General features: G+C 55.6%; 13 protein-coding genes, 1 tRNA gene and 2 pseudogenes. 3 read left to right on the forward strand and 13 right to left on the reverse strand.

Translation table 11 applies throughout. From position 1 onward, the window contains the following. Positions 1 to 32 precede the first annotated feature (32 nt). The 3 genes from DFS28_RS09520 to gabD form a co-directional block, all read right to left on the reverse strand. Positions 33 to 1,247: a response regulator gene (locus DFS28_RS09520; protein WP_111449517.1), complete on the reverse strand. Its 1,215-nt coding sequence runs from the start codon at positions 1,245 to 1,247 to the stop codon at positions 33 to 35. Between the two features lie 149 nt (positions 1,248 to 1,396). Beyond that, positions 1,397 to 2,674 (reverse strand): 4-aminobutyrate--2-oxoglutarate transaminase, encoded by a 1,278-nt coding sequence (gene gabT / locus DFS28_RS09525; protein ID WP_033058568.1) that lies wholly within the window; start codon positions 2,672 to 2,674, stop codon positions 1,397 to 1,399. 197 nt (positions 2,675 to 2,871) lie between these two features. Then, positions 2,872 to 4,314: an NADP-dependent succinate-semialdehyde dehydrogenase gene (gene gabD / locus DFS28_RS09530; RefSeq protein WP_111449518.1), complete on the reverse strand. Its 1,443-nt coding sequence runs from the start codon at positions 4,312 to 4,314 to the stop codon at positions 2,872 to 2,874. A 350-nt stretch (positions 4,315 to 4,664) separates the two neighbouring features. Here gabD and DFS28_RS09535 point away from each other — a divergent pair. The 3 genes and pseudogenes from DFS28_RS09535 (at position 4,665) to DFS28_RS09545 (ending at position 6,867) form a co-directional block, all read left to right on the forward strand. Then, positions 4,665 to 4,741 (forward strand) — tRNA-Arg (locus tag DFS28_RS09535). A gap of 183 nt (positions 4,742 to 4,924) precedes the next feature. Beyond that, complete coding sequence (locus DFS28_RS09540; protein ID WP_111449519.1) at positions 4,925 to 5,920, forward strand: restriction endonuclease; 996 nt, start codon at positions 4,925 to 4,927, stop codon at positions 5,918 to 5,920. Between the two features lie 646 nt (positions 5,921 to 6,566). Next, positions 6,567 to 6,867: pseudogene (locus tag DFS28_RS09545) on the forward strand (DUF3077 domain-containing protein). A 74-nt stretch (positions 6,868 to 6,941) separates the two neighbouring features. Here the strand turns inward: DFS28_RS09545 and DFS28_RS09550 are convergent. The 10 genes and pseudogenes from DFS28_RS09550 to DFS28_RS09595 all read right to left on the reverse strand — a co-directional run. Then, positions 6,942 to 7,124: pseudogene (locus DFS28_RS09550) on the reverse strand (type II toxin-antitoxin system HicB family antitoxin); the annotation flags it as partial. A 61-nt stretch (positions 7,125 to 7,185) separates the two neighbouring features. Beyond that, complete coding sequence (locus tag DFS28_RS09555) at positions 7,186 to 7,902, reverse strand: M48 family metallopeptidase (RefSeq protein WP_111449520.1); 717 nt, start codon at positions 7,900 to 7,902, stop codon at positions 7,186 to 7,188. Then, on the reverse strand, positions 7,902 to 11,018 hold the full coding sequence (locus DFS28_RS09560; protein ID WP_111449521.1) for a type I restriction endonuclease subunit R: 3,117 nt from the start codon (positions 11,016 to 11,018) through the stop codon (positions 7,902 to 7,904). The genes DFS28_RS09555 and DFS28_RS09560 overlap by 1 nt, the downstream gene beginning before the upstream one ends. Next, positions 11,015 to 12,430 carry an ATP-binding protein gene (locus DFS28_RS09565; protein WP_111449522.1) on the reverse strand — a complete coding sequence of 472 codons (1,416 nt, stop codon included), beginning with the start codon at positions 12,428 to 12,430 and terminating at the stop codon, positions 11,015 to 11,017. Before DFS28_RS09565 ends, DFS28_RS09560 begins: the two co-directional genes overlap by 4 nt. Then, the gene (locus tag DFS28_RS30415; protein WP_132834322.1) at positions 12,427 to 13,659 is read right to left on the reverse strand and encodes a restriction endonuclease subunit S; all 1,233 of its coding nucleotides are present in this window, start codon (positions 13,657 to 13,659) and stop codon (positions 12,427 to 12,429) included. Before DFS28_RS30415 ends, DFS28_RS09565 begins: the two co-directional genes overlap by 4 nt. Continuing rightward, positions 13,650 to 16,058 carry a type I restriction-modification system subunit M gene (locus DFS28_RS09575; RefSeq protein WP_111449523.1) on the reverse strand — a complete coding sequence of 803 codons (2,409 nt, stop codon included), beginning with the start codon at positions 16,056 to 16,058 and terminating at the stop codon, positions 13,650 to 13,652. Before DFS28_RS09575 ends, DFS28_RS30415 begins: the two co-directional genes overlap by 10 nt. 229 nt (positions 16,059 to 16,287) lie before the next feature. Beyond that, a complete protein-coding gene (locus DFS28_RS09580) occupies positions 16,288 to 16,587 on the reverse strand; it encodes a type II toxin-antitoxin system prevent-host-death family antitoxin (RefSeq protein WP_111449524.1) in 300 nt (99 codons plus the stop codon). Positions 16,588 to 16,705: 118 nt separating this feature from the next. Beyond that, a complete protein-coding gene (locus DFS28_RS09585; protein ID WP_256596850.1) occupies positions 16,706 to 16,972 on the reverse strand; it encodes a hypothetical protein in 267 nt (88 codons plus the stop codon). Positions 16,973 to 16,992: 20 nt separating this feature from the next. Beyond that, a complete protein-coding gene (locus DFS28_RS09590; RefSeq protein ID WP_111449526.1) occupies positions 16,993 to 17,616 on the reverse strand; it encodes a hypothetical protein in 624 nt (207 codons plus the stop codon). After that, positions 17,613 to 18,179 (reverse strand): RNA polymerase sigma factor, encoded by a 567-nt coding sequence (locus tag DFS28_RS09595; protein WP_074872463.1) that lies wholly within the window; start codon positions 18,177 to 18,179, stop codon positions 17,613 to 17,615. Before DFS28_RS09595 ends, DFS28_RS09590 begins: the two co-directional genes overlap by 4 nt. Position 18,180 lies beyond the last annotated feature (1 nt).

An 18,180-nucleotide genomic window follows, 5' to 3' on the forward strand; every position in this document is an offset into this window, starting at 1 on the left:
GCACCGCCGCTCCCACAGTTTTTGTGTGATGCCTATTTCTTGCGCAAACGCATCAATTCCGGCAACCCGATCTTGAGCAACCGCGCCGTCCGGCTCTTCGCCAGGTCCTCAATGCCCTCATGCTCGGTCAGTCGCGCCAGTTGCGCAGCCATGTTCATCACCAGCGCTTCACGGGAATAAACCCCGCCACCGAACTGATAGACCGCCGCAATCAGCTCTCGCAGCTCCAGCGGCAGGCGCCAGCGAGTGCGAAGCGCCGAACCATAAGCCGCGCCGAACTCAGCCAGCGCCTCGCCGACCTCCTCCCATTCATCCAGTTCGCCTCCGGCCTGCTTCCACTCCTGCAAACACCGCAACAGCGCAAGGTCGCCGAGGCGATGCAACATGCCGGCGCAATAACAGCGCTCCTGATCCAGATCCAGCAAACGCGCCAGGGTCCGGCCATACTCGGCAGTGCGCAGCGACAGCTCCCAATAGCGCTCGGCATAATCGGCCAGAAACGGATCGCTGAGTCGGGCACTGCGCTTGAGGGCCAGCCCCAGAATCAGGTTCATGCTTTGCCCGGTGCCGAGGCGGTGCAGCGCCTGTGACAGGGTTTGTACGGCGGCGCCATGGTGCTGGGCCGCGCTGTTGGCTGCAGCGATCAGCACAGCGGTGACTTGCGGATCGGTACGGATCTCGTCATGCAGCAGCGTCAGGTCGAGGCCATTGGGATTGAGGCTACGCTTGACCGCCAACTGTACGTCGGTCATCAGTGGTGCACCGTCGGTCAACTCACGTCGACGCTCCAGGTAAACCGCCAACGTCATGCCTGGCGACAGTGAAGGCGTTTCGCAAGACACCTCTTCACCGGCGTTCAACAGCAAGTCCTGCAGGCGCTGGGTCAAGCTTTCCATGTTAAGGGGTTTGGTCAGGTACGCCGCAGGCGCCAGCGGCAGAGCTTCGCGAACGCTGGCGCTGTCGTTACGGCTGCTCATCAGAATGAAGGGCAGCGGCGGGTTGCGTTTGCGCTGACGGACATTGCGCAAGACATTCAAACCATCGACGCCGGGCAGCTCCCAGTCGACGATCACCAGGTCGTAAGGATTTTCCGCCAACAGGTGCAACGCTTCCTGACCATCGGCACATAGATCCAGCCGTGCGTCGCAGCGCACATTCAACAAAACCTGCTTGAGCAGGTCGCGGGACCAGGGGTCGGCCTCGGCAATTAGCACACGCGGCGCAGCGGGTAACACCACAGCAGTCATTTACACACTCCAAAGTAGTGCTTGCACCTTAGTCAATGCTGGCCATTCGATACAGCGCATTTGCCATCGATGGGTCCCGGGGACACAAAAAAACCCGCCGAAGCGGGTTTTTTTGTCGATCAGTTCACACATTCATCAGAGCTTGGAGATCACAGCTCGGAGAAGCACTCTTCGATGATCGCCAGTCCTTTGTCCAGTTGCTCGTCCGGCGAAGTCAGCGGTACCAGGACGCGCAGAACGTTGCCGTAAGTGCCGCAGGACAGCAGGATCAGACCCTTGTCGCGAGCCTTGGCCACAACAGCGGCTACCGCTGGAGCGTTCGGCTTGTGGCTGTCGCCATCAACGAACAGCTCGACCGCGATCATCGCGCCCAGGGCACGGACTTCGCCGATCACCGGGTACTTGGCCTGAATGGCTTTCAGGCCAGTGACCAGACGCTCGCCGACAGCTTTGCAGCGGTCCAGCAGGTGCTCTTCTTCGAACACTTCCATCACGGCCAGGGCCGCGGCGCAAGCAATCGGGCTACCGGCGTAAGTGCCGCCCAGGCCGCCTGGAGCAATGGCGTCCATGTATTCGGCCTTGCCGCAAACACCGGCCAACGGGAAGCCGCCAGCGATGGATTTGGCGAAGGTGGTCAGGTCGGCAGCAACGCCCATCTGTTCCATGGCGAAGAAAGTGCCGGTACGACCAGCGCCGGTTTGTACTTCGTCAGCGATCAGCAGGATGCCGTGCTGGTCGCACAGCGCGCGCAGACGCTTCATGAACTCTTTAGGCGCGACGTAGAAACCGCCTTCGCCCTGAACCGGTTCGATGATGATTGCAGCGATGTCACGCGGCTCGGCGTCGTTCTTGAAGATGCGTTCGATGCTGGCGATCGAATCGTCGATGCTCACACCGTGCAGTTCGTTCGGGTACAGCGCGCGGAAGATGCCGCCTGGCATCAGGCCCATGCCGGCCGAGTAAGGCACGACTTTACCGGTCAGGCCCAGGGTCATCATGGTGCGGCCGTGGTAAGCGCCGGTGAACGCGATCACGCCGGCACGGCCAGTGGCGGCACGTGCGATCTTGATGGAGTTTTCCACGGCTTCGGAGCCGGTGGTCACCAGCAGGGTTTTCTTGGCGAAATCACCCGGCACCTTGGCGTTGATTTTTTCGCACACTTCTACGTACGGTTCGTAAGCCAGCACCTGGAAGCAGGTGTGGGTCAGCTTGTTCAGCTGCTCGGTCACGGCGGCGATGATTTTCGGGTGCACGTGGCCGGTGTTCAGCACGGCGATACCGCCGGCGAAGTCGATGAACTCGCGACCTTCAACGTCGGTCACGGTGGCGTTCTTCGCGGACTCGGCGAAGATCGGGTGAATCTGGCCAACACCGCGTGGTACAGCGGCTTCGCGGCGTTTCATCAGGGATGCGTTAGTCTTGCTCATAAAGTCCTCATTCACCGCTCATCGGGCGGCGTGGTTCAAGGAAAATGCGGCGGGGAGGCAACTACGGCAGCATGCGATGATCGACTGCCACAGCTTTCCCGACCACAGAGAAAATTCCGTTTGAAGCACGCAAAGGGACAGCGCTCTCGTGCCCTTTGCGTTTGAAGCAATGCCCTGCCGGGCTTATCCCTTCGAGCTTAGATGCCCAGGCAGAGGTATTTGATTTCCAGGTAATCTTCGATGCCGTACTTGGAGCCTTCACGGCCCAGGCCCGACGCCTTGATGCCGCCGAACGGCGCGACTTCGTTGGAGATCAACCCGGTATTGACGCCGACCATGCCGTATTCCAAGGCTTCAGCCACACGGAACACACGACCCAGGTCGCGAGCATAGAAGTACGAGGCCAGACCGAACTCGGTGTCGTTGGACATCGCGATCACGTCGGCTTCGTCTTTGAAGCGGAACAGTGGAGCCAATGGACCGAAGGTTTCTTCCTTGGCCACGGCTGCGTTTTTCGGCACGTTGGTCAGGATGGTCGGCTCGAAGAAGTTGCCTTCCATGACCTTGCCACCGGCCAGAACGGTTGCGCCTTTGCTGATCGCGTCAGCAATGTGCTCTTGAACCTTGGCCACGGCTTTTCCGTCGATCAGCGGGCCAGTGGTGGTGCCGTCATCCAGACCGTTACCGATCTTGAGTTTGGCCACGGCCACTTTCAGCTTCTCGGCGAACGCGTCGTAGACCGAATCCTGAATGTACAGACGGTTGGCGCAGACGCAGGTCTGGCCGTTGTTGCGGTACTTGGAAATGATCGCGCCTTCGACGGCCTTATCCAGGTCCGCGTCGTCGAACACGATGAACGGCGCGTTGCCGCCCAGTTCCAGGGACACTTTCTTGATGTCCTTTGCGCATTCAGCCATCAGCTGGCGACCGATTTCGGTCGAGCCGGTGAAGGACAGTTTGCGCACGATCGGGTTACTGGTCAGCTCGCTGCCGATGTCGCCGGCACTGCCAGTCACCACGCTGAACACACCGGCAGGAATGCCGGCACGCTGGGCCAGTTCAGCCAGCGCGAATGCGGAAAACGGAGTTTGCGAAGCAGGCTTGAGCACCATGGTGCAACCGGCGGCCAGGGCCGGGCCGGCTTTACGGGTGATCATCGCGGCCGGGAAATTCCACGGGGTGATTGCAGCGGTCACGCCGATTGGCTGCTTGATCACGATCAGGCGCTTGTCAGGCTGGTGACCCGGAATCACGTCACCGTAGATGCGCTTGGCTTCTTCGGCGAACCACTCGATAAAGGAAGCGGCGTAAACGATTTCGCCCTTGGCTTCGGCCAATGGCTTGCCTTGTTCGTGGGTCATCAGGCGAGCCAGGTCGTCCTGGTTCTCGATGATCAGTTCGAACCAGCGACGCAGCTTGTTGGCGCGGTCCTTGGCGGTCAGTGCACGCCAGGCCGGCAGCGCTTTGTCAGCGGCTTCGATTGCACGGCGGGTTTCGGCAGCGCCCATTTTCGGCACGGAGCCCAGAATTTCGCCCGTTGCCGGGTTGTTGACCTTAATCGTCTGACCATTGTCCGCATCAACCCAAGCTCCATCGATGAAGGCTTGCTGGCGGAACAACTGGGTGTCTTTAAGCTGCATGTCGGCTTTCCTTAACAGCACCGCGGCAAGCGCGGAGCGAATTATGATTGTAGAAAGGCGCCTTATAGGCTGCCGTCAGGGAAATCATTCACCGGGCTGAAGCACATAAATAGCGCACTGATTGAAACTCGTGCGGTTCAGCACCCAGACAAGAGCGTTTGAAATCTCAAACGAATCCTAGGATCAAAGGGGGTAAAGGACAATAGCCTGTTCGAAAAAAAGAACGAAAACGCCGCATTTGCCTAATTTTTCTGATCAACGTAGCAACCGCAGGTTACGCTTTGGAAAACCGCAGGCGATTCAGCAGCATGGACGCCCGCAGTGCATATGAGTATCATGGCGCCCGCATTGCACCAGTAGCTCAGCTGGATAGAGTACTGCCCTCCGAAGGCAGTGGTCGTGGGTTCGAATCCCGCCTGGTGCACCATACGTAGAAACGAGAAAGCCTCAGATCTTAGGGTCTGGGGCTTTTTTGTGTTCTGGATTCGGCAATTGCTGCGGATGCCTGAAACACCTACCTTATCCTGCGTTTTCTTCAATACGTTCAATATGGCGATCAACACCAGATGGCGTATGTACCTGTGCGACTTACAAAAACTAAGGAAGTGATATGGCCAAAATGTGGATGATCCGTGGCGAGTCTGGCCGGCTATACGACGATTTCCGTGAGCGTGGTGTCGCTGCCATTGGATGGTCGCAACTCGCGCCGCTGGCCAAACCTGGTATGACGCGCAAGGAAGTTACTCGCCTTTACCAAGACATTGAGCCCAACATCAAACCTGGCACTGCTATTTCAGGCGCCTCGCAGGTATGGCGCTTCATCAATGAAATTCAGCCCGGTGATTGGGTGGTGACCTACTCACCCGCTAACCGCACCTATTTAGTGGGAAAAATCACCGGCGATTTCAAACACAATCCTGATCTAGCTGACCTCGGAATGTCGTTGACCCGCCCGGCTCAATGGCAAGCTCAGGAAGTCGACCGTGACAGCCTGAGTACTGCCAGTAAGAACAGCCTCGGCTCCACACTCACGGTCTTTGTCGTCCCTGATTTTGCACTCCAAGAACTGAAAGCAATGGCTGCTGGGGACAAGCCGCCCGCATTACCACCAGCTGAAGAGGCATATCCTGACAGCGATCCTCTAGCAGGCATGGAAAGCTTGGCTCTCGAACGCATTAAGGACCTGATCAACGCTCTGCCCTGGGATGATGTGCAGCACTTGGTTGCAGGTATCTTGCGTGCGATGGGCTACAAAACTCAGGTCTCCCGGGCCGGCCCTGATCGCGGGAAAGACATCATTGCGTCTCCGGATGGATTCGGTTTTGAAAACCCGCGGATCATCGTTGAGGTCAAACACCGCAAAGAACAGATGGGCAGCCAACAAATCCGCAGTTTTCTCGGAGGTCGGTACAAGGATGATCGCGGGCTGTATGTCAGTACCGGTGGCTTCAGCAAGGATGCGTACTACGAAGCCGAACGAGCCAGTGTGCCGCTCACGCTTTGGACGCTGGACAACCTCGTACGCGCTTTGATTGAGCATTATGGTCAGACGGACTCTGAAACCAAGAGATTGATTCCACTGAAGCTTACTTACCTGCCACTCTAGTCGAGAGTGGACCATGACAGCGGAATGAAAGCAGATGTCATTCCCTCTGGTCCTGACGGGCGTTTGATCGGCAACCAAGGGTTTTTCGGCAACCATATTCAGGCTGCATTGATGATGGTTAGCCGGCAGAACGGGCAGTTGTAAACTAAAAGTTGACTACTGCCGCAGACGGGCATCCGATTGATTGACGAGAAAATTCTGACGACTCTCGGAATCGCTCATACAAAACTCAGCATGAATGTCGATTGCTACTTTTGTCGTCGGCTGACCATAGGGTCTGCCAGGTTGCAGGAGATCTGCCTGCACGAAACCCCTTCCGCCGTCGCTGCCAATTCAGCGACCGGGCTTGGTAACCCGGGAGTTAAGCGCAACAGCGCCCTCCGTTGTGAATTGCAGGTCTTTTTTTACGCCCGCAATTTTGAGTTATGGCGGCTGTGTGTGGGACGTCTTCGGGCGTGCCGGATTCCTTGACTCCCGGTTTACCAACCTGCGCACAGCTGCCACCCATTCGCTTGGTAACGAAAAAGTGGCAGTTCCTCGTCAAGGAGCTAGACCGTGCGCAATATAAATCCGTACGAAATTAGGCTTATCTCTCACCGCGATTCGAATCGCACCCCCACCTCACCTCCATCAATGGAGGTGGCGAATGACTGAATACTCAGAAGCAAAAACCATCGGCTTCACGCCCTACCTCTACTGTGCAGACGATCCGCTGTTTCATGTCAGCGCGGGGGTATCTACTAGAAATAGCATTGGTATAGGCATAGGCGTCCGAGCTGTTGTTCCTGGCCAAGTCGTTCGCCGAGGATGCAGCCTACGCAAAAGACACCGATCGCCACGCGCGGGTCGCGCATTATCTGACTGCGATAAGTAGGGGAGTGATTGATGATGTGGTGAAAGTGCTGACGCAACCACCGCAAACGACGGCGCAACAAACCGCAGAATAGCTGCAACTCACTCTTGAAATGCGCCTCGATTTTTCGGGGCCTCCAAAACTTCCAGATGTGAACGCGTGGCGTCAGAGCTTGGCACAAGTATCCAGATAATCTGTGACGGCCTCTTCAAATGCATTTCGAAGCTCTTGTACTGACTCGCCATGAAACCCAACGACATCTCTGATACCAGCGATATGGCCGACAAACAGGCCGTCTTCCTCGCTGTATTCAATTCGGGCGGCATAGCCTTTGTAATTCATTACGCTCATGGGGTGACTCCTGGCCCGCTGCCGTTTTACAGAGCATTCACAAAAAAATCGCCGCTGAGCGTCAGTGATCCCACTGCTCATGCCGAACCGGCAAACGGTTCAGTTCATCCTTAATCTGTCGCCAATGCGGCATAAACCTATCCATCAATGCTAGAAATCGCGCGTTGTGGGTTGGTTCTATCAGATGTGCCAGCTCATGCACCAAGATGTACTCCAAGCACTCCGGCGGTTTCTTCGCCAGCTCGGTATTCAGTCGCACATTGCCAGTCGTCGGATTGCAGCCACCCCAGCGAGTTTTCATTCGCTGCACCAAGATGCGCCGGGCGCTAACCCCCATCAGAGGCTGCCACTTACCCAAGAGCCCAGGCAGCTTCGCCCGGAGCTGCTCGCGGTACCAACATTCCAGCAACGTCTCTCGGCGCGCCTCGTCGCTACCGGGCCGTACTTGTAACACCAACGTGGAATGCTTCAGCTCAACCGCTGGCGTGGCATCCTCTTCGATGATTTTCAGTAAGTAGCGCCTGCCCCATACCTGATGGCTTTCACGGTTCAAGTACTCGCGCTCCGGCTCACGAGGCTGGGAGCACATTTGCCGCTGTTGCGCCTTGATCCAGCTCAGTTGGGAAATGGCGAATGCTCTCAGAGCATCTACCCCCATGTGCATGGGCGCGGAAATATGCACTCGACCTTCGGGTGGATACACGTAGAGATGTGCGTGCTTATTATTCTTTCTCTGGATCTCGACACGGATATCCCCGAGGTCAATGTGCTCGCTCATCAGTATTCCCGGTGGGCAACGATAATAGGAAACAGGCGTTCGACCTCTTCTTCACTATTCAACACCTTGTACATGGCCTGTTTGACCATCATTTCCCTGGCCTGGACACCACGCCAACCATCCGGACGTGATTGTTTCACCGCGTTGTCGATTTTCAGCGCTAAATCCAGAACGGCATCCCCGGCAAACTTGCCGTAGGGCATTGCCGGCTCGGACACCGTGTTTTTCGGTAGAAGGTTGTTATAGAGCGCCAGCTTGCCAGAGGTGTTCAATGTGTCCGGTGTATTCTCAGCCTTGCCGACTTGTACCCTGGCCGCCAGCTCGCCGATGCGTTTGAGATACTCCTCGTACTCAATGGCCTTGGCCTTACGAAGCTTGATGATTTCATCGAGCAAGGCCGACATTTTTGCGAAGAAGGCCGGGTCGGTCGGATTCTCTTTGATGATCTTGCTACGAACGTTGTTCTCGATAGTTTCGGCAATCGCATCACGATTACCTTTCATTGCGCCCAACCTCTCGACTATGGACTGCGCGATGCCGGTCTTAACGATCAGTTCCAGCAGACCGAGGTCGTCAAAGGGGGAAATCTTACGTGGCTCGCTAGCCTCGATATAGGTGTCGATCAAATGCCGCATGTCGGCCTCGAACGGCTTGATGTCGAGCGTCTCACCGCTGGCCTGGCGGATGATTTCGCGCAGTGCCAGGTATCGATCCCGCTTACGTTTAATCTCTTCGACTTGCGCCAAGCTGTAACCTGCCGCTTCCATCTCATCCGCCAGATTCGCATAGGCACGCAACAACACGACTACTGCTCTGTAAAGGGCGACTCGCTGCGGTTCGTGATTTTGTAGGTCTTCTGGTATCTCGACATTGCCGCAGAAGTAATGGATATACGCCAGCTCATCCTTTGGCGGAGCGACAGGCTCGCACAGCAACGCCAGAGCCTCCAGAGCATCGTCCAGGCGCTCCTTACCCTGTTTCAGTCGATCATGCAGCAGCACTTCAGGATCGGCTCCGCCAGCGCTGTGATCCAGCTCTGAGGTATAGACCGCAATGGCATTCTCGACACTCTTGAACAGATCCTTGTAATCGACGATGTAGCCAAATTCCTTGTCCTCGCCATCCAGACGATTGGTCCGGCAGATGGCCTGGAACAGACCGTGGTCATGCATTGACTTGTCGATATACAGATAACTGCAGGGTGGTGCGTCGAAACCGGTGAGCAATTTGTCCACCACAACCAACAGCTTCATGCTGGCAGGCTCCTTGATGAACAGCGCCTTGGCACGTTCTTCATAGGTTTCAGTTTTGGACATACCCGGCTTGGCCTGCACAGTCTCGAGCAGGTCGTTGTAAGTGTTGTAGATAAACTGCTTGTCGGTTTCGGTATTAGCGCCGGTCTCTTCCAGCGTTACATCCTTGGCCAGCGGGTTGTAGGAAGTAATTACGGCACACTTTCGCTTGAACATTGTGTTCTGAAATAACGAGAAGTACTTGCAGGCTTCGTAAATGCTGGAGGCCACAAGAATTGCGTTGCCACGTTCGCTGGACAGGCGCGGCTTATCGCAGAAGTCGAAAATGATGTCCGCTACCACACGCTCCATACGCGGCCTGGAACTGAGCACGTTCTGCATGGTGCCCCACTGCTGCTTCAGCTCGTCTTTCTGCCACTTGTTCAACGTCGTGGTTCTGTTCTCGAACCATTGGTCGATCTTTTCCGGTGAGCCCAACCTAGCATCGATGTCACGAGCTTCGTAGAGCAAGTCGAGCACCACGCCATCTTCTACCGCCTCACTGAACTTGTAGGTATGAATATAGCCACCGAATACTTCCAGACTGGTGGCCTTGTCCTGCTTCAGCAACGGTGTACCGGTAAAGCCGATGAACACCGCATTGGGCATAAGCGCCTTCATCACCTGGTTGAGCCGGCCGCCTTGAGTCCGGTGACACTCATCGACAAACACGAACAACTCGCCCACCGTCGGGCTAGGCTGGGCCTGTAGCTCCTTGATAAAGGCCTCGAACGCTTTGTCATCCTTGCCCTTAGTAGAAGCACCAAACTTATGCACCAGCGAACACAGCAGACGCGGCCTGGGCTGGCTGAGCTGACGCATCAGTTCCTGCCCACTGCCGGTGCGGCAGATAGTTTCTCCGGCGTCCCTGAACACCCGCTCAATTTGCTTATCCAGCTCGTCCCGGTCGGTGATGATCGCCACACGGGCGTTCGGGTTGTTCTCCAGAATCCACTTGGCCAGCAGTACCATCAGGATGCTCTTACCAGCGCCCTGGGTATGCCAGATAATGCCGCCTTGGCGCTTCTTAACATATTCCTGCGCTGCCTTAATGCCGAAGTACTGGTGCACACGCGGCAGCTTTTTTATACCGCCGTCAAAAAGCACGAAGTCGTGCATCAGCTCGATCAGTCGGGTCTTGTCGCAGATTTTCAGCAGGTACTTGTCCAGCTTGTAGCGGCTGTTTTCGGCCTCATCTTCCTTCCAGGTCAGAAAGTACTTTTCTTCGGTAAGGATGGTGCCATAGCGCAGACCTTCCGAGTCGTTGCCGGCGAAAACGAACTGCACCGTGCTGAAAAACCACTCATTGAATTCCGGCGATTGGTTGGACAAGCTCTGGCGTATACCGTCGCCAATGCTGACGCGGCTATTCTTCAGTTCCAGCACGCCGATGGCGATGCCGTTCACATAGAGCACGACATCCGGCCGACGCTCCAACTTGCCCTTGAGGGTGACTTCCTCAGCGATAGCAAAATCGTTTTTGTGCGGCTCAGCCCAGTTGATCAGGTGCACGGCCCCGGTCACCTTACCGGCCTCGATCTTCACCGGCACGCCGTAGCGCAACAACTGGTAGACGGCCTGATTGTTGCCATACAGGCTGCGGTTGGGGTGACTGGCCTCAAGGCGCAATTGGTACAGAGCCGCATTGATCTGCCCCGAGCTGTAGCCCGCGCCACTCAAATAGGCAGCGAGCAAACCTTCTTCGATATTGCTGTTGTTGGCCCGCTCTGCCCAGTCGCCGAGGTGTTCATAACCCAACTCCTCGACAAACAACTTGGCTACACGGCTCTGTGTCACGCGTTCTGCTTTACCGATATCAGTCATTTGAGCACTTCCCAGTATCCGCTTTTCGTGGGACCCACATGCCGGATCACCCCGGCTGTTCGCAGTTTGTCTAAATGATATTTGACGCCATCAGGAGTTAGGCCAAGCTGTTTTGCCAACTCGCGCCTGGTGATCGCTGGTTGTTGATGCAACACGGCCAAGATCTGCTCTCGCATTTTCTCCAGGCCGATTTCTTGGGTAGTTTCTTGGGTAGTTTCTTGGGTAGTTTCTTGGGTAGTCAGTGTTTTGGCGGGTGGCGTGTCCGCAAACAACGGGTGCGCGGCATCCCCCAAAGCCTCAACCAACTGCGCAGGATCGGCTCGGAAGGTGAGCATCAGTCCTGACAAGCTGCTGTCGAACAGTGGCGGCGGGATATCGTGTTTGCGGCACTCACTGAGAATTTTCTCGATACCCCGACCCCAGGACTCCACATAGCCAGCGCGAAAAAACGCCGAAGCCAGTAGCGGATTGAAAGGGTGGGACGGATGCTTGGCCAGCAGTTGTTCCTGTGTCCAGCGATCCGGCAATTGGCCAGGATTCCAGATTACGATTTGGTGGTCGTAGACGCTGATCTGGATCGGGATTCCACTGGCGTAGTCCTTGTGGATCACAGCGTTGAGCAGCGCCTCGCGTAGAGCCTGTAAGGGGAACAGATAACGTTCTATGCGCTGAATGCCTTCGTAGCGGATAAAAGCCTTAAGGTATTTGCTGTACAGAAGTTCTAGGGTCTTTTCTACCTGAGAGAACAGGTCGCCGTGGATTTCGTCCTGATAACGCAGATCGTCATCGGTGATGAAAAAACCGAGTTTTATAAAGGCACCGGGGACGAAACGCTCTGGCTGGCTGCCGAACAATAAAGCCGTGGCGCGCTTCAGGTATTGGCCCTCTTCCAGTTGCAGGCTGGCGAGCAAGGCGGCGTCACGGTCTTCCAACACGGCTTCATCTATCCGACCACTTTTGGCCGCCCTAATGCGGAACCCTTGCAGAGCCGTGGCCAGACAATCGTCGAGGGTGAGACCCGGCAGCGGCACGCCATCCCAGTGCAGGCCCTGCTTGCGCAGCAAAAAGCGCGACAGTGCCGCGCCCTTCAATTCCTGTTTGGTACTGCCACTACGGTAGTGGTATTCACCCTTATAGCTAACTGGGCTGGGGTACGCCGGCACTACAATTTCCAGCAGTGCCTTACCCTCTTCCTCGTGCAGATTCACATCCACCATGATGCCCAGCACATCACGCACCTTGTTGGGGATCTCCTCCAACAGGCGTGCCGCATCAGCCACGCCAACCGGCGCACCACCGTCGCTACGGCCAATTTCCAACACGCCACCTTCAGCATTGGCGAAGCCACATATCCATTTCAGATAGTCGTCCCGCCATACGGCCTTCCATTCCCGCTGCTGGTGTTCGCTCATACCAATCGAATCCTTCCTGTTAGGAGTTCCTGCATCATGCCTTGTTTGAGGTGACGGGCTTTTTGGAGTTGGGTTTCGAGGGTGACGATTCCTTCATCCATAGCGGAAAGGATTGTTGCTATAGCAGTCTGCTCTTTTAACTCAGGCACCCGCACCTCATAAATTGCCAGCTGCGACTTGCCTATTTCCAAGAAGGTACTTCCACCGCATAGAGATATAAATTTCTGTTTCTGAGCTGACAACAAATAGTAGAGAAATTCAATATCCACTCCGTCAAATGGAATAAAATTTTTGAAGCCTTGATTGGTGCAAAGCGGCAGTAAATTTATTGCGCATTCGCCTATAGTCGCACGCGAGGTCATAACAATTGAGTTCTCTGGAATCAACTCCGTCGAACTCACGCTAAGCCCAAGCGAGGTTATTTTGCGATTCGTATCCGAGAGATACTTATGGCCATTCAGCCCCGTGATATCGGTGGGAGTACACCACAAAATATCACCATCCCAGTACTCCGATTGAGAGGTACTTGGCGTACCACCACTACGAATATCCGCTAACTGAGCGAGCCTCTTTTTTTTCCATCCCCCACTAAACCCCGGCAGGCGGCGCTGGCCGGTGAGCAATTCCTGCATTGTGCCTTGCTTGATCTGGCGCTTTTTGGTCAGCAGTTGGTCCAGTGATTCGATCAGCACATCCGTATCACTCAATGCTTGGGCAATCGCTTTTTGTTCGGACAGTGGGGGAACTACAATTTTCAATGCCTTGAACGTTGGCATGTAAATAGTGTTGTGGATACTACCCGCCATTAGGGTTTTCCAAGTACGCCCCATACTGCGAAAAAGGTAAACCAAGAAGATATTATGCAAGCCAGGACCACAAATATAATTTGCGAAGTCTTGGCTTGTAGCCATGGACGTGGCCATGATCGACACTTTGCCGACGGTCGCAGTACGCGAAAAAACTACAGTCCCGGCGGGTAGGAGCCTAGCCGAAGAATTGTTCAGCCCCTCTGCTGTTATTGTTTTTTCGGTAGTGGATATCTCATTCCTTGATAGTCCCTGAGTATCGAATAGGGAAATCCAGTTGACACCACCTCCCCAGTAATTCGAATTGCGTTTGCTCGGTGTGTGACCACTCTCGAGGCGGGCAACTTTTGTGATTGGCAAATTACGCCAATCTTCCGGAATCACTCCTACTTCAGTCTGTTTGTAACCTGGCTTCAGCTCCATACAAACCCCATTTTTTGCAAATGCACCACAACTTTGGCTTCCAGCTCGCTAATGCGGCTGGCCAATTGTGGCAACGAGGTTTCATAACGCTCGGCCAATTCCTTAATGCGCTGGGTCAAAGTCTGGCTGACACGATCCATTTCCTCGCTAACAGAGGCCTGCACAGTAGCCAGCCATTTGTCATCCACAGCCAATTGCTTGATTTCCATTTCGGTCAACTGCGGATACTTGGTATAGGCTTTTTCATCCAGTTCGGCCTCCAGCTCCTTGAGTTGTTTTTTCAGCGCAGTTTCTTGGGCGGCCAGCGTTTGCCATTGCTTGAGCACAGTCAACTCCTCGGCAGCATCTTTACCGATCTCCTTGATGCGCTCTTTTACGGCGGCGGCGTTGATCTTATCGAAGTCGGCGAACACGTCTTCATCGCCGCCGTGTTCTTCCTCCAATTCAGCCAAGGCAGCGCTGGCGGCTTCCAAGTCTGCGCTAGTTTGGTCGATGACCGCCTGCTCAGCAGCAAAGTAGCGGGTGACGATCAGGTGCTTGGGTAGCAAGTCGCAAGCCCAACCTTTGTCCTTCTCTTTGCCCTTCTTGTCTTTTTCGATGATACGGTAAGTCTCAGCTTTCCAGCCGTCGGCGGCGATCAAATAGGCGTCATCCTGCATCACGTCGCCCCAGTAATCCATCAGGTGCTGGTAGACGTCATAGGCGTCGATCAGTGGCTTGTTCTGGTAGTGCTGCAGCAAACCTTCGGCTACCTCGTGGATAAGCTGCTTGGGGTGGAAGCCCGGTTGCAAGGCCTTGAGCCTGCTCGCCGTTTGATCGTGCCACTTGTCGAAGTGTTTGGTCATGCCAGTAATAAAGTCGGCAAATTGGGGGTGATTATAAATAGCGGTCTTGATGTCGGCCTTGTCCACGGCCAGATTGAAGTAACCGGGGCGGTTGGCGGTGAACAGCGCGGCCTTAAGCTTCGAGCACACCTTCCAGTAGCCAGCCAACCCCTCGATATCAGCAGCCGGAATGCCGCCCTTGAGGTGGCCTTCGATGTCCTGCTTGTCTTCAGCCTGAGTGCTGTCAATGTAACGTGGCAGGTTGAGGTTGTAGTCGTTCTTCTCGATCTCTTCGAAACCAACCATACGGGCATAGCGCGGCTCGCTGTCGTCCTGGCGGGTAAAAGCATCGACGATTTTGTGAACGTCTTGCTCGCGCAGGCGGTTCTTTGGGCCGTCCTTGATGAAGCCCGCGCTAGCGTCGAGCATGAAGATGCCCTTGCGCCCTGCTGCATGCTCCTTGTCGATGACGATGATGCAAGCCGGAATGCCGGTGCCATAGAACAGGTTGGTCGGCAGGCCGATGATGCCTTTGATATAGCCGTGGCGAATGAGATTACGACGGATCTCGGCCTCGGCATTGCCACGGAATAGCACGCCATGCGGCAGAATGCAGGCGGCTTTGCCGTCGTTTTTCAGCGAACGGATAATGTGCAGTAAGTAGGCGTAGTCACCTTGCTTGGCTGGCGGAGCACCAAAGGTTTCGAAGCGATTGTAAGGATCGTTGAGCGGATCCAGCCCCGTACTCCAACGCTTGTCTGAAAACGGTGGGTTGGCCACCACATAGTCAAACTGTTTGAGCAGGTCATAATTGCCCGCCTTAAGCGTGAAAGCTGGGCTGGTCAGGGTGTTGCCCTGGGCAATAAGTGCGGTGGGATTGTTATGCAGGATCATATTCATGCGCGCCAGACTGCTGGTCGCCGAATCCTTTTCCTGACCATAAAGGGTTACCGGCGTGCCAGCCGCATCGGCGACCTTGAGCAGCAACGAACCCGACCCGCAAGTCGGGTCATACACGCTGGTATCGCTGCTGGTCGATGCTGAGCCGATCCCGATGATGTTGGCGATCACCCGACTGACTTCGGACGGGGTATAGAACTGGCCCTTGCTCTTGCCCGAATCTTTGGCGAAATGCTGCATTAGGTATTCGTAGGCATCGCCGAGGATGTCATCGTGCTCGGCACGATTCTTCGAGAAATCAAGCGCCGGGTTTTCGAAGATGGCGATGAGGTTAGTGAGGCGCTCAACCATTTCCTTGCCGGTACCGAGCTTGTTAGCGTCGTAGAAATCCGGCAAATCTGACAACTTGTTGGCTTCAGCCAGTGGTCCGATGATTTTCTTATTGATTTGGTCGCCAATATCGCTCTTACCCTTGAGCGCAACCATATCGGCAAAACCGGCACCTTTGGGAATGGTAATGGGCGCGAAAGGTTGGCCGGCGTACTTGTCGCTGACGTACTTGATAAACAGCAGTACCAGCACGTAGTCCTTGTATTGACTGGCGTCCATGCCCCCGCGCAACTCGTCACAAGAGGCCCAAAGGGATGAGTAGAGTTCTGATTTCTTAATTGCCATGTGTTTTGGATTTTTCCGTAGCGTTTTGAACCACCCGGCATTGCCTGATGGTGTGTCAATTCTTCAGTTGTGGGAGCGGAAAACCTTGAACCTTCAAATTCTGGTTGCGAGGTCAGAAAAACCGGCCTGCGTCTCGGCTGCCTGCTCAAAAAATGCAGCGCGAAAATGATTTTCTTGTGCAACGCAACTGGTCATTTACCGCATAACTTGAGGAGAACAATGAGCTGCATCATGAACCGTTTTGCTCTGATGCGACCTCATCGATAAGCGCGTCAAACTTCGCAAACACGGTATCGCCGGCAATGTCCGGACGCGGGTCAATACCACTGGCAACAATGGCCTCACGTATTTCCGCAGCCTGTAAACGATCCAGCAGCCGTTGATATGCGGCTTGCGGCAGAAGATAAGCGGCCGGGCGATTGTGGTTGAGGATCGCAACAGGTTCAGAGCCTGCTAGCTCAATCACGGTACTTGGACTGCGCTTAAGCTCGGTGATACTGACCGACCGGCTAGCGAGTAAATGCTCCATGGCGGCTCCAAAGGTACAAAAATTAGTACCTTATAGTGCTCGACGAACTGTGCGGCGGTCAACGAAACGTAAGACCGGGATCATTCGGGCACACAAAAAAACCGCCGAAGCGGTTTTTTCATTCAGTCGTCCAATCAAACTCGTCGTATTCATCATCCTCGTCGTCCTCGACCACTTCATCATCAAGAACGTCTTCCTCAAACGCTTCCTCTTCCTGCTTCGCCAGCAGAAACTCCTTACGACTCTCAGTCACCGCGCGCCGTAATTCCTGACCCTTCACCGGGCAGTTGAGCATTTGGGCGATGCGGTCGATTTTTTTTGCCATGGCTTCCTCCAACGCATCGGCTATGGGCCGATAGTGCGCGCTTTCGGGTGTCGATGCCAAATGACTGACCGCCCTGCCGCTCAGTTTTTCTGCAAATCCTTGAGTCTGGCCGTGAGATTTTCCTTGGGAAAGCGTTTGTGCAATGTCGCCATCAGGTCAGCAGCCGCTTGAGCCTGACCAGCCTTTTGCAAGCGGATCACTTCCCTTAATTGATCGTCGATAGACTTTGCCGGCGCTATCGCCGAGCGTTTGCTGACCTTCGCTTCGTCAGCCATTTCAGCGCTGATCGATTCGCTCTGCGCGGGGGCAGCAAGATCGGCCATTGGCGCCGCAGGCGCGGGGGCGGACATCGCGCCGGCCGGGGCAGCCAGAGAACGCGCAACCGATGACGATGCTTCTTTTTTGGCGGCCGGTGCAGACGCTTTGGGTGCAGGGGCGAAGTCGTAACTCGGCAGTTGCTCCTCGGTGCGTTGCACCAGGGCAAGCATCAGGGCCACGCCGACGAGGCTGGCAAATGCGACTTGCCAACGGGGTTTCTGGCAGGCCTGGACCCAGCGTTTCCAAAGACCTGGCTTGTGCACCGGGACTTCGCGCTGTGCGGCAGCCAGGAGGAACGCGTCGAGATGGGCCGGCGGTTCGCTGGTCGCGTGTTCACGATAGTGCTTCAACACTTGGTCTTCTGGCGTAGGACGGGCGTCAGTCATGTCAGTACCTCCTCGGCCAGCAGCCGACGCAGTTTTTGCTGGGCGTAGCGCAAGCGGCTTTTGACGGTTTCCAGCGGTGTTTCGGTGAGGGTGGCGATCTGCGGCAGGTCGAGATCGCCGTGGGCGCGCAGCAGGAACACCTCGCGCTGGTCAGCGGGCAGGTTTTGCAGGGCCGCTTCGAGGCGTTGGCTGTCGCGGCTCAGGCTCAGCAGTTGTTCGGGATCGGCAGCATCATCGCTCAGGGCGTGGATCTGTTCGTCATAGCTGTCGTGCAAGGGGTTGTGGATTCCGTGTTTGCGCCAGTGATCGATCAGTCGATTGCGGGCAATCTGGTAGAGCCAGGTACGAAAATTCGCCCGGCCTTGTGGCTGACTGGTGCTGCGGATCAGGCTCAGCCAGGTGTCCTGGTAAACCTCTTCGGCCAGCTCGGACTTGCCGCTCAGGCCGAGCAGGAATCGGTAGAGCCCTTGGCGGTGACGGGCGTAGAGAATCTCGAACGCCGGCCCGTCGCCTGCGCGATAACGGGCCAGCAGCGATTCATCGCTCGATTCAGGAGCAGACATT

Origin of the sequence: Pseudomonas sp. 478 (assembly GCF_003254125.1) — a bacterium.
In the GTDB taxonomy this organism is placed as follows: domain Bacteria; phylum Pseudomonadota; class Gammaproteobacteria; order Pseudomonadales; family Pseudomonadaceae; genus Aquipseudomonas.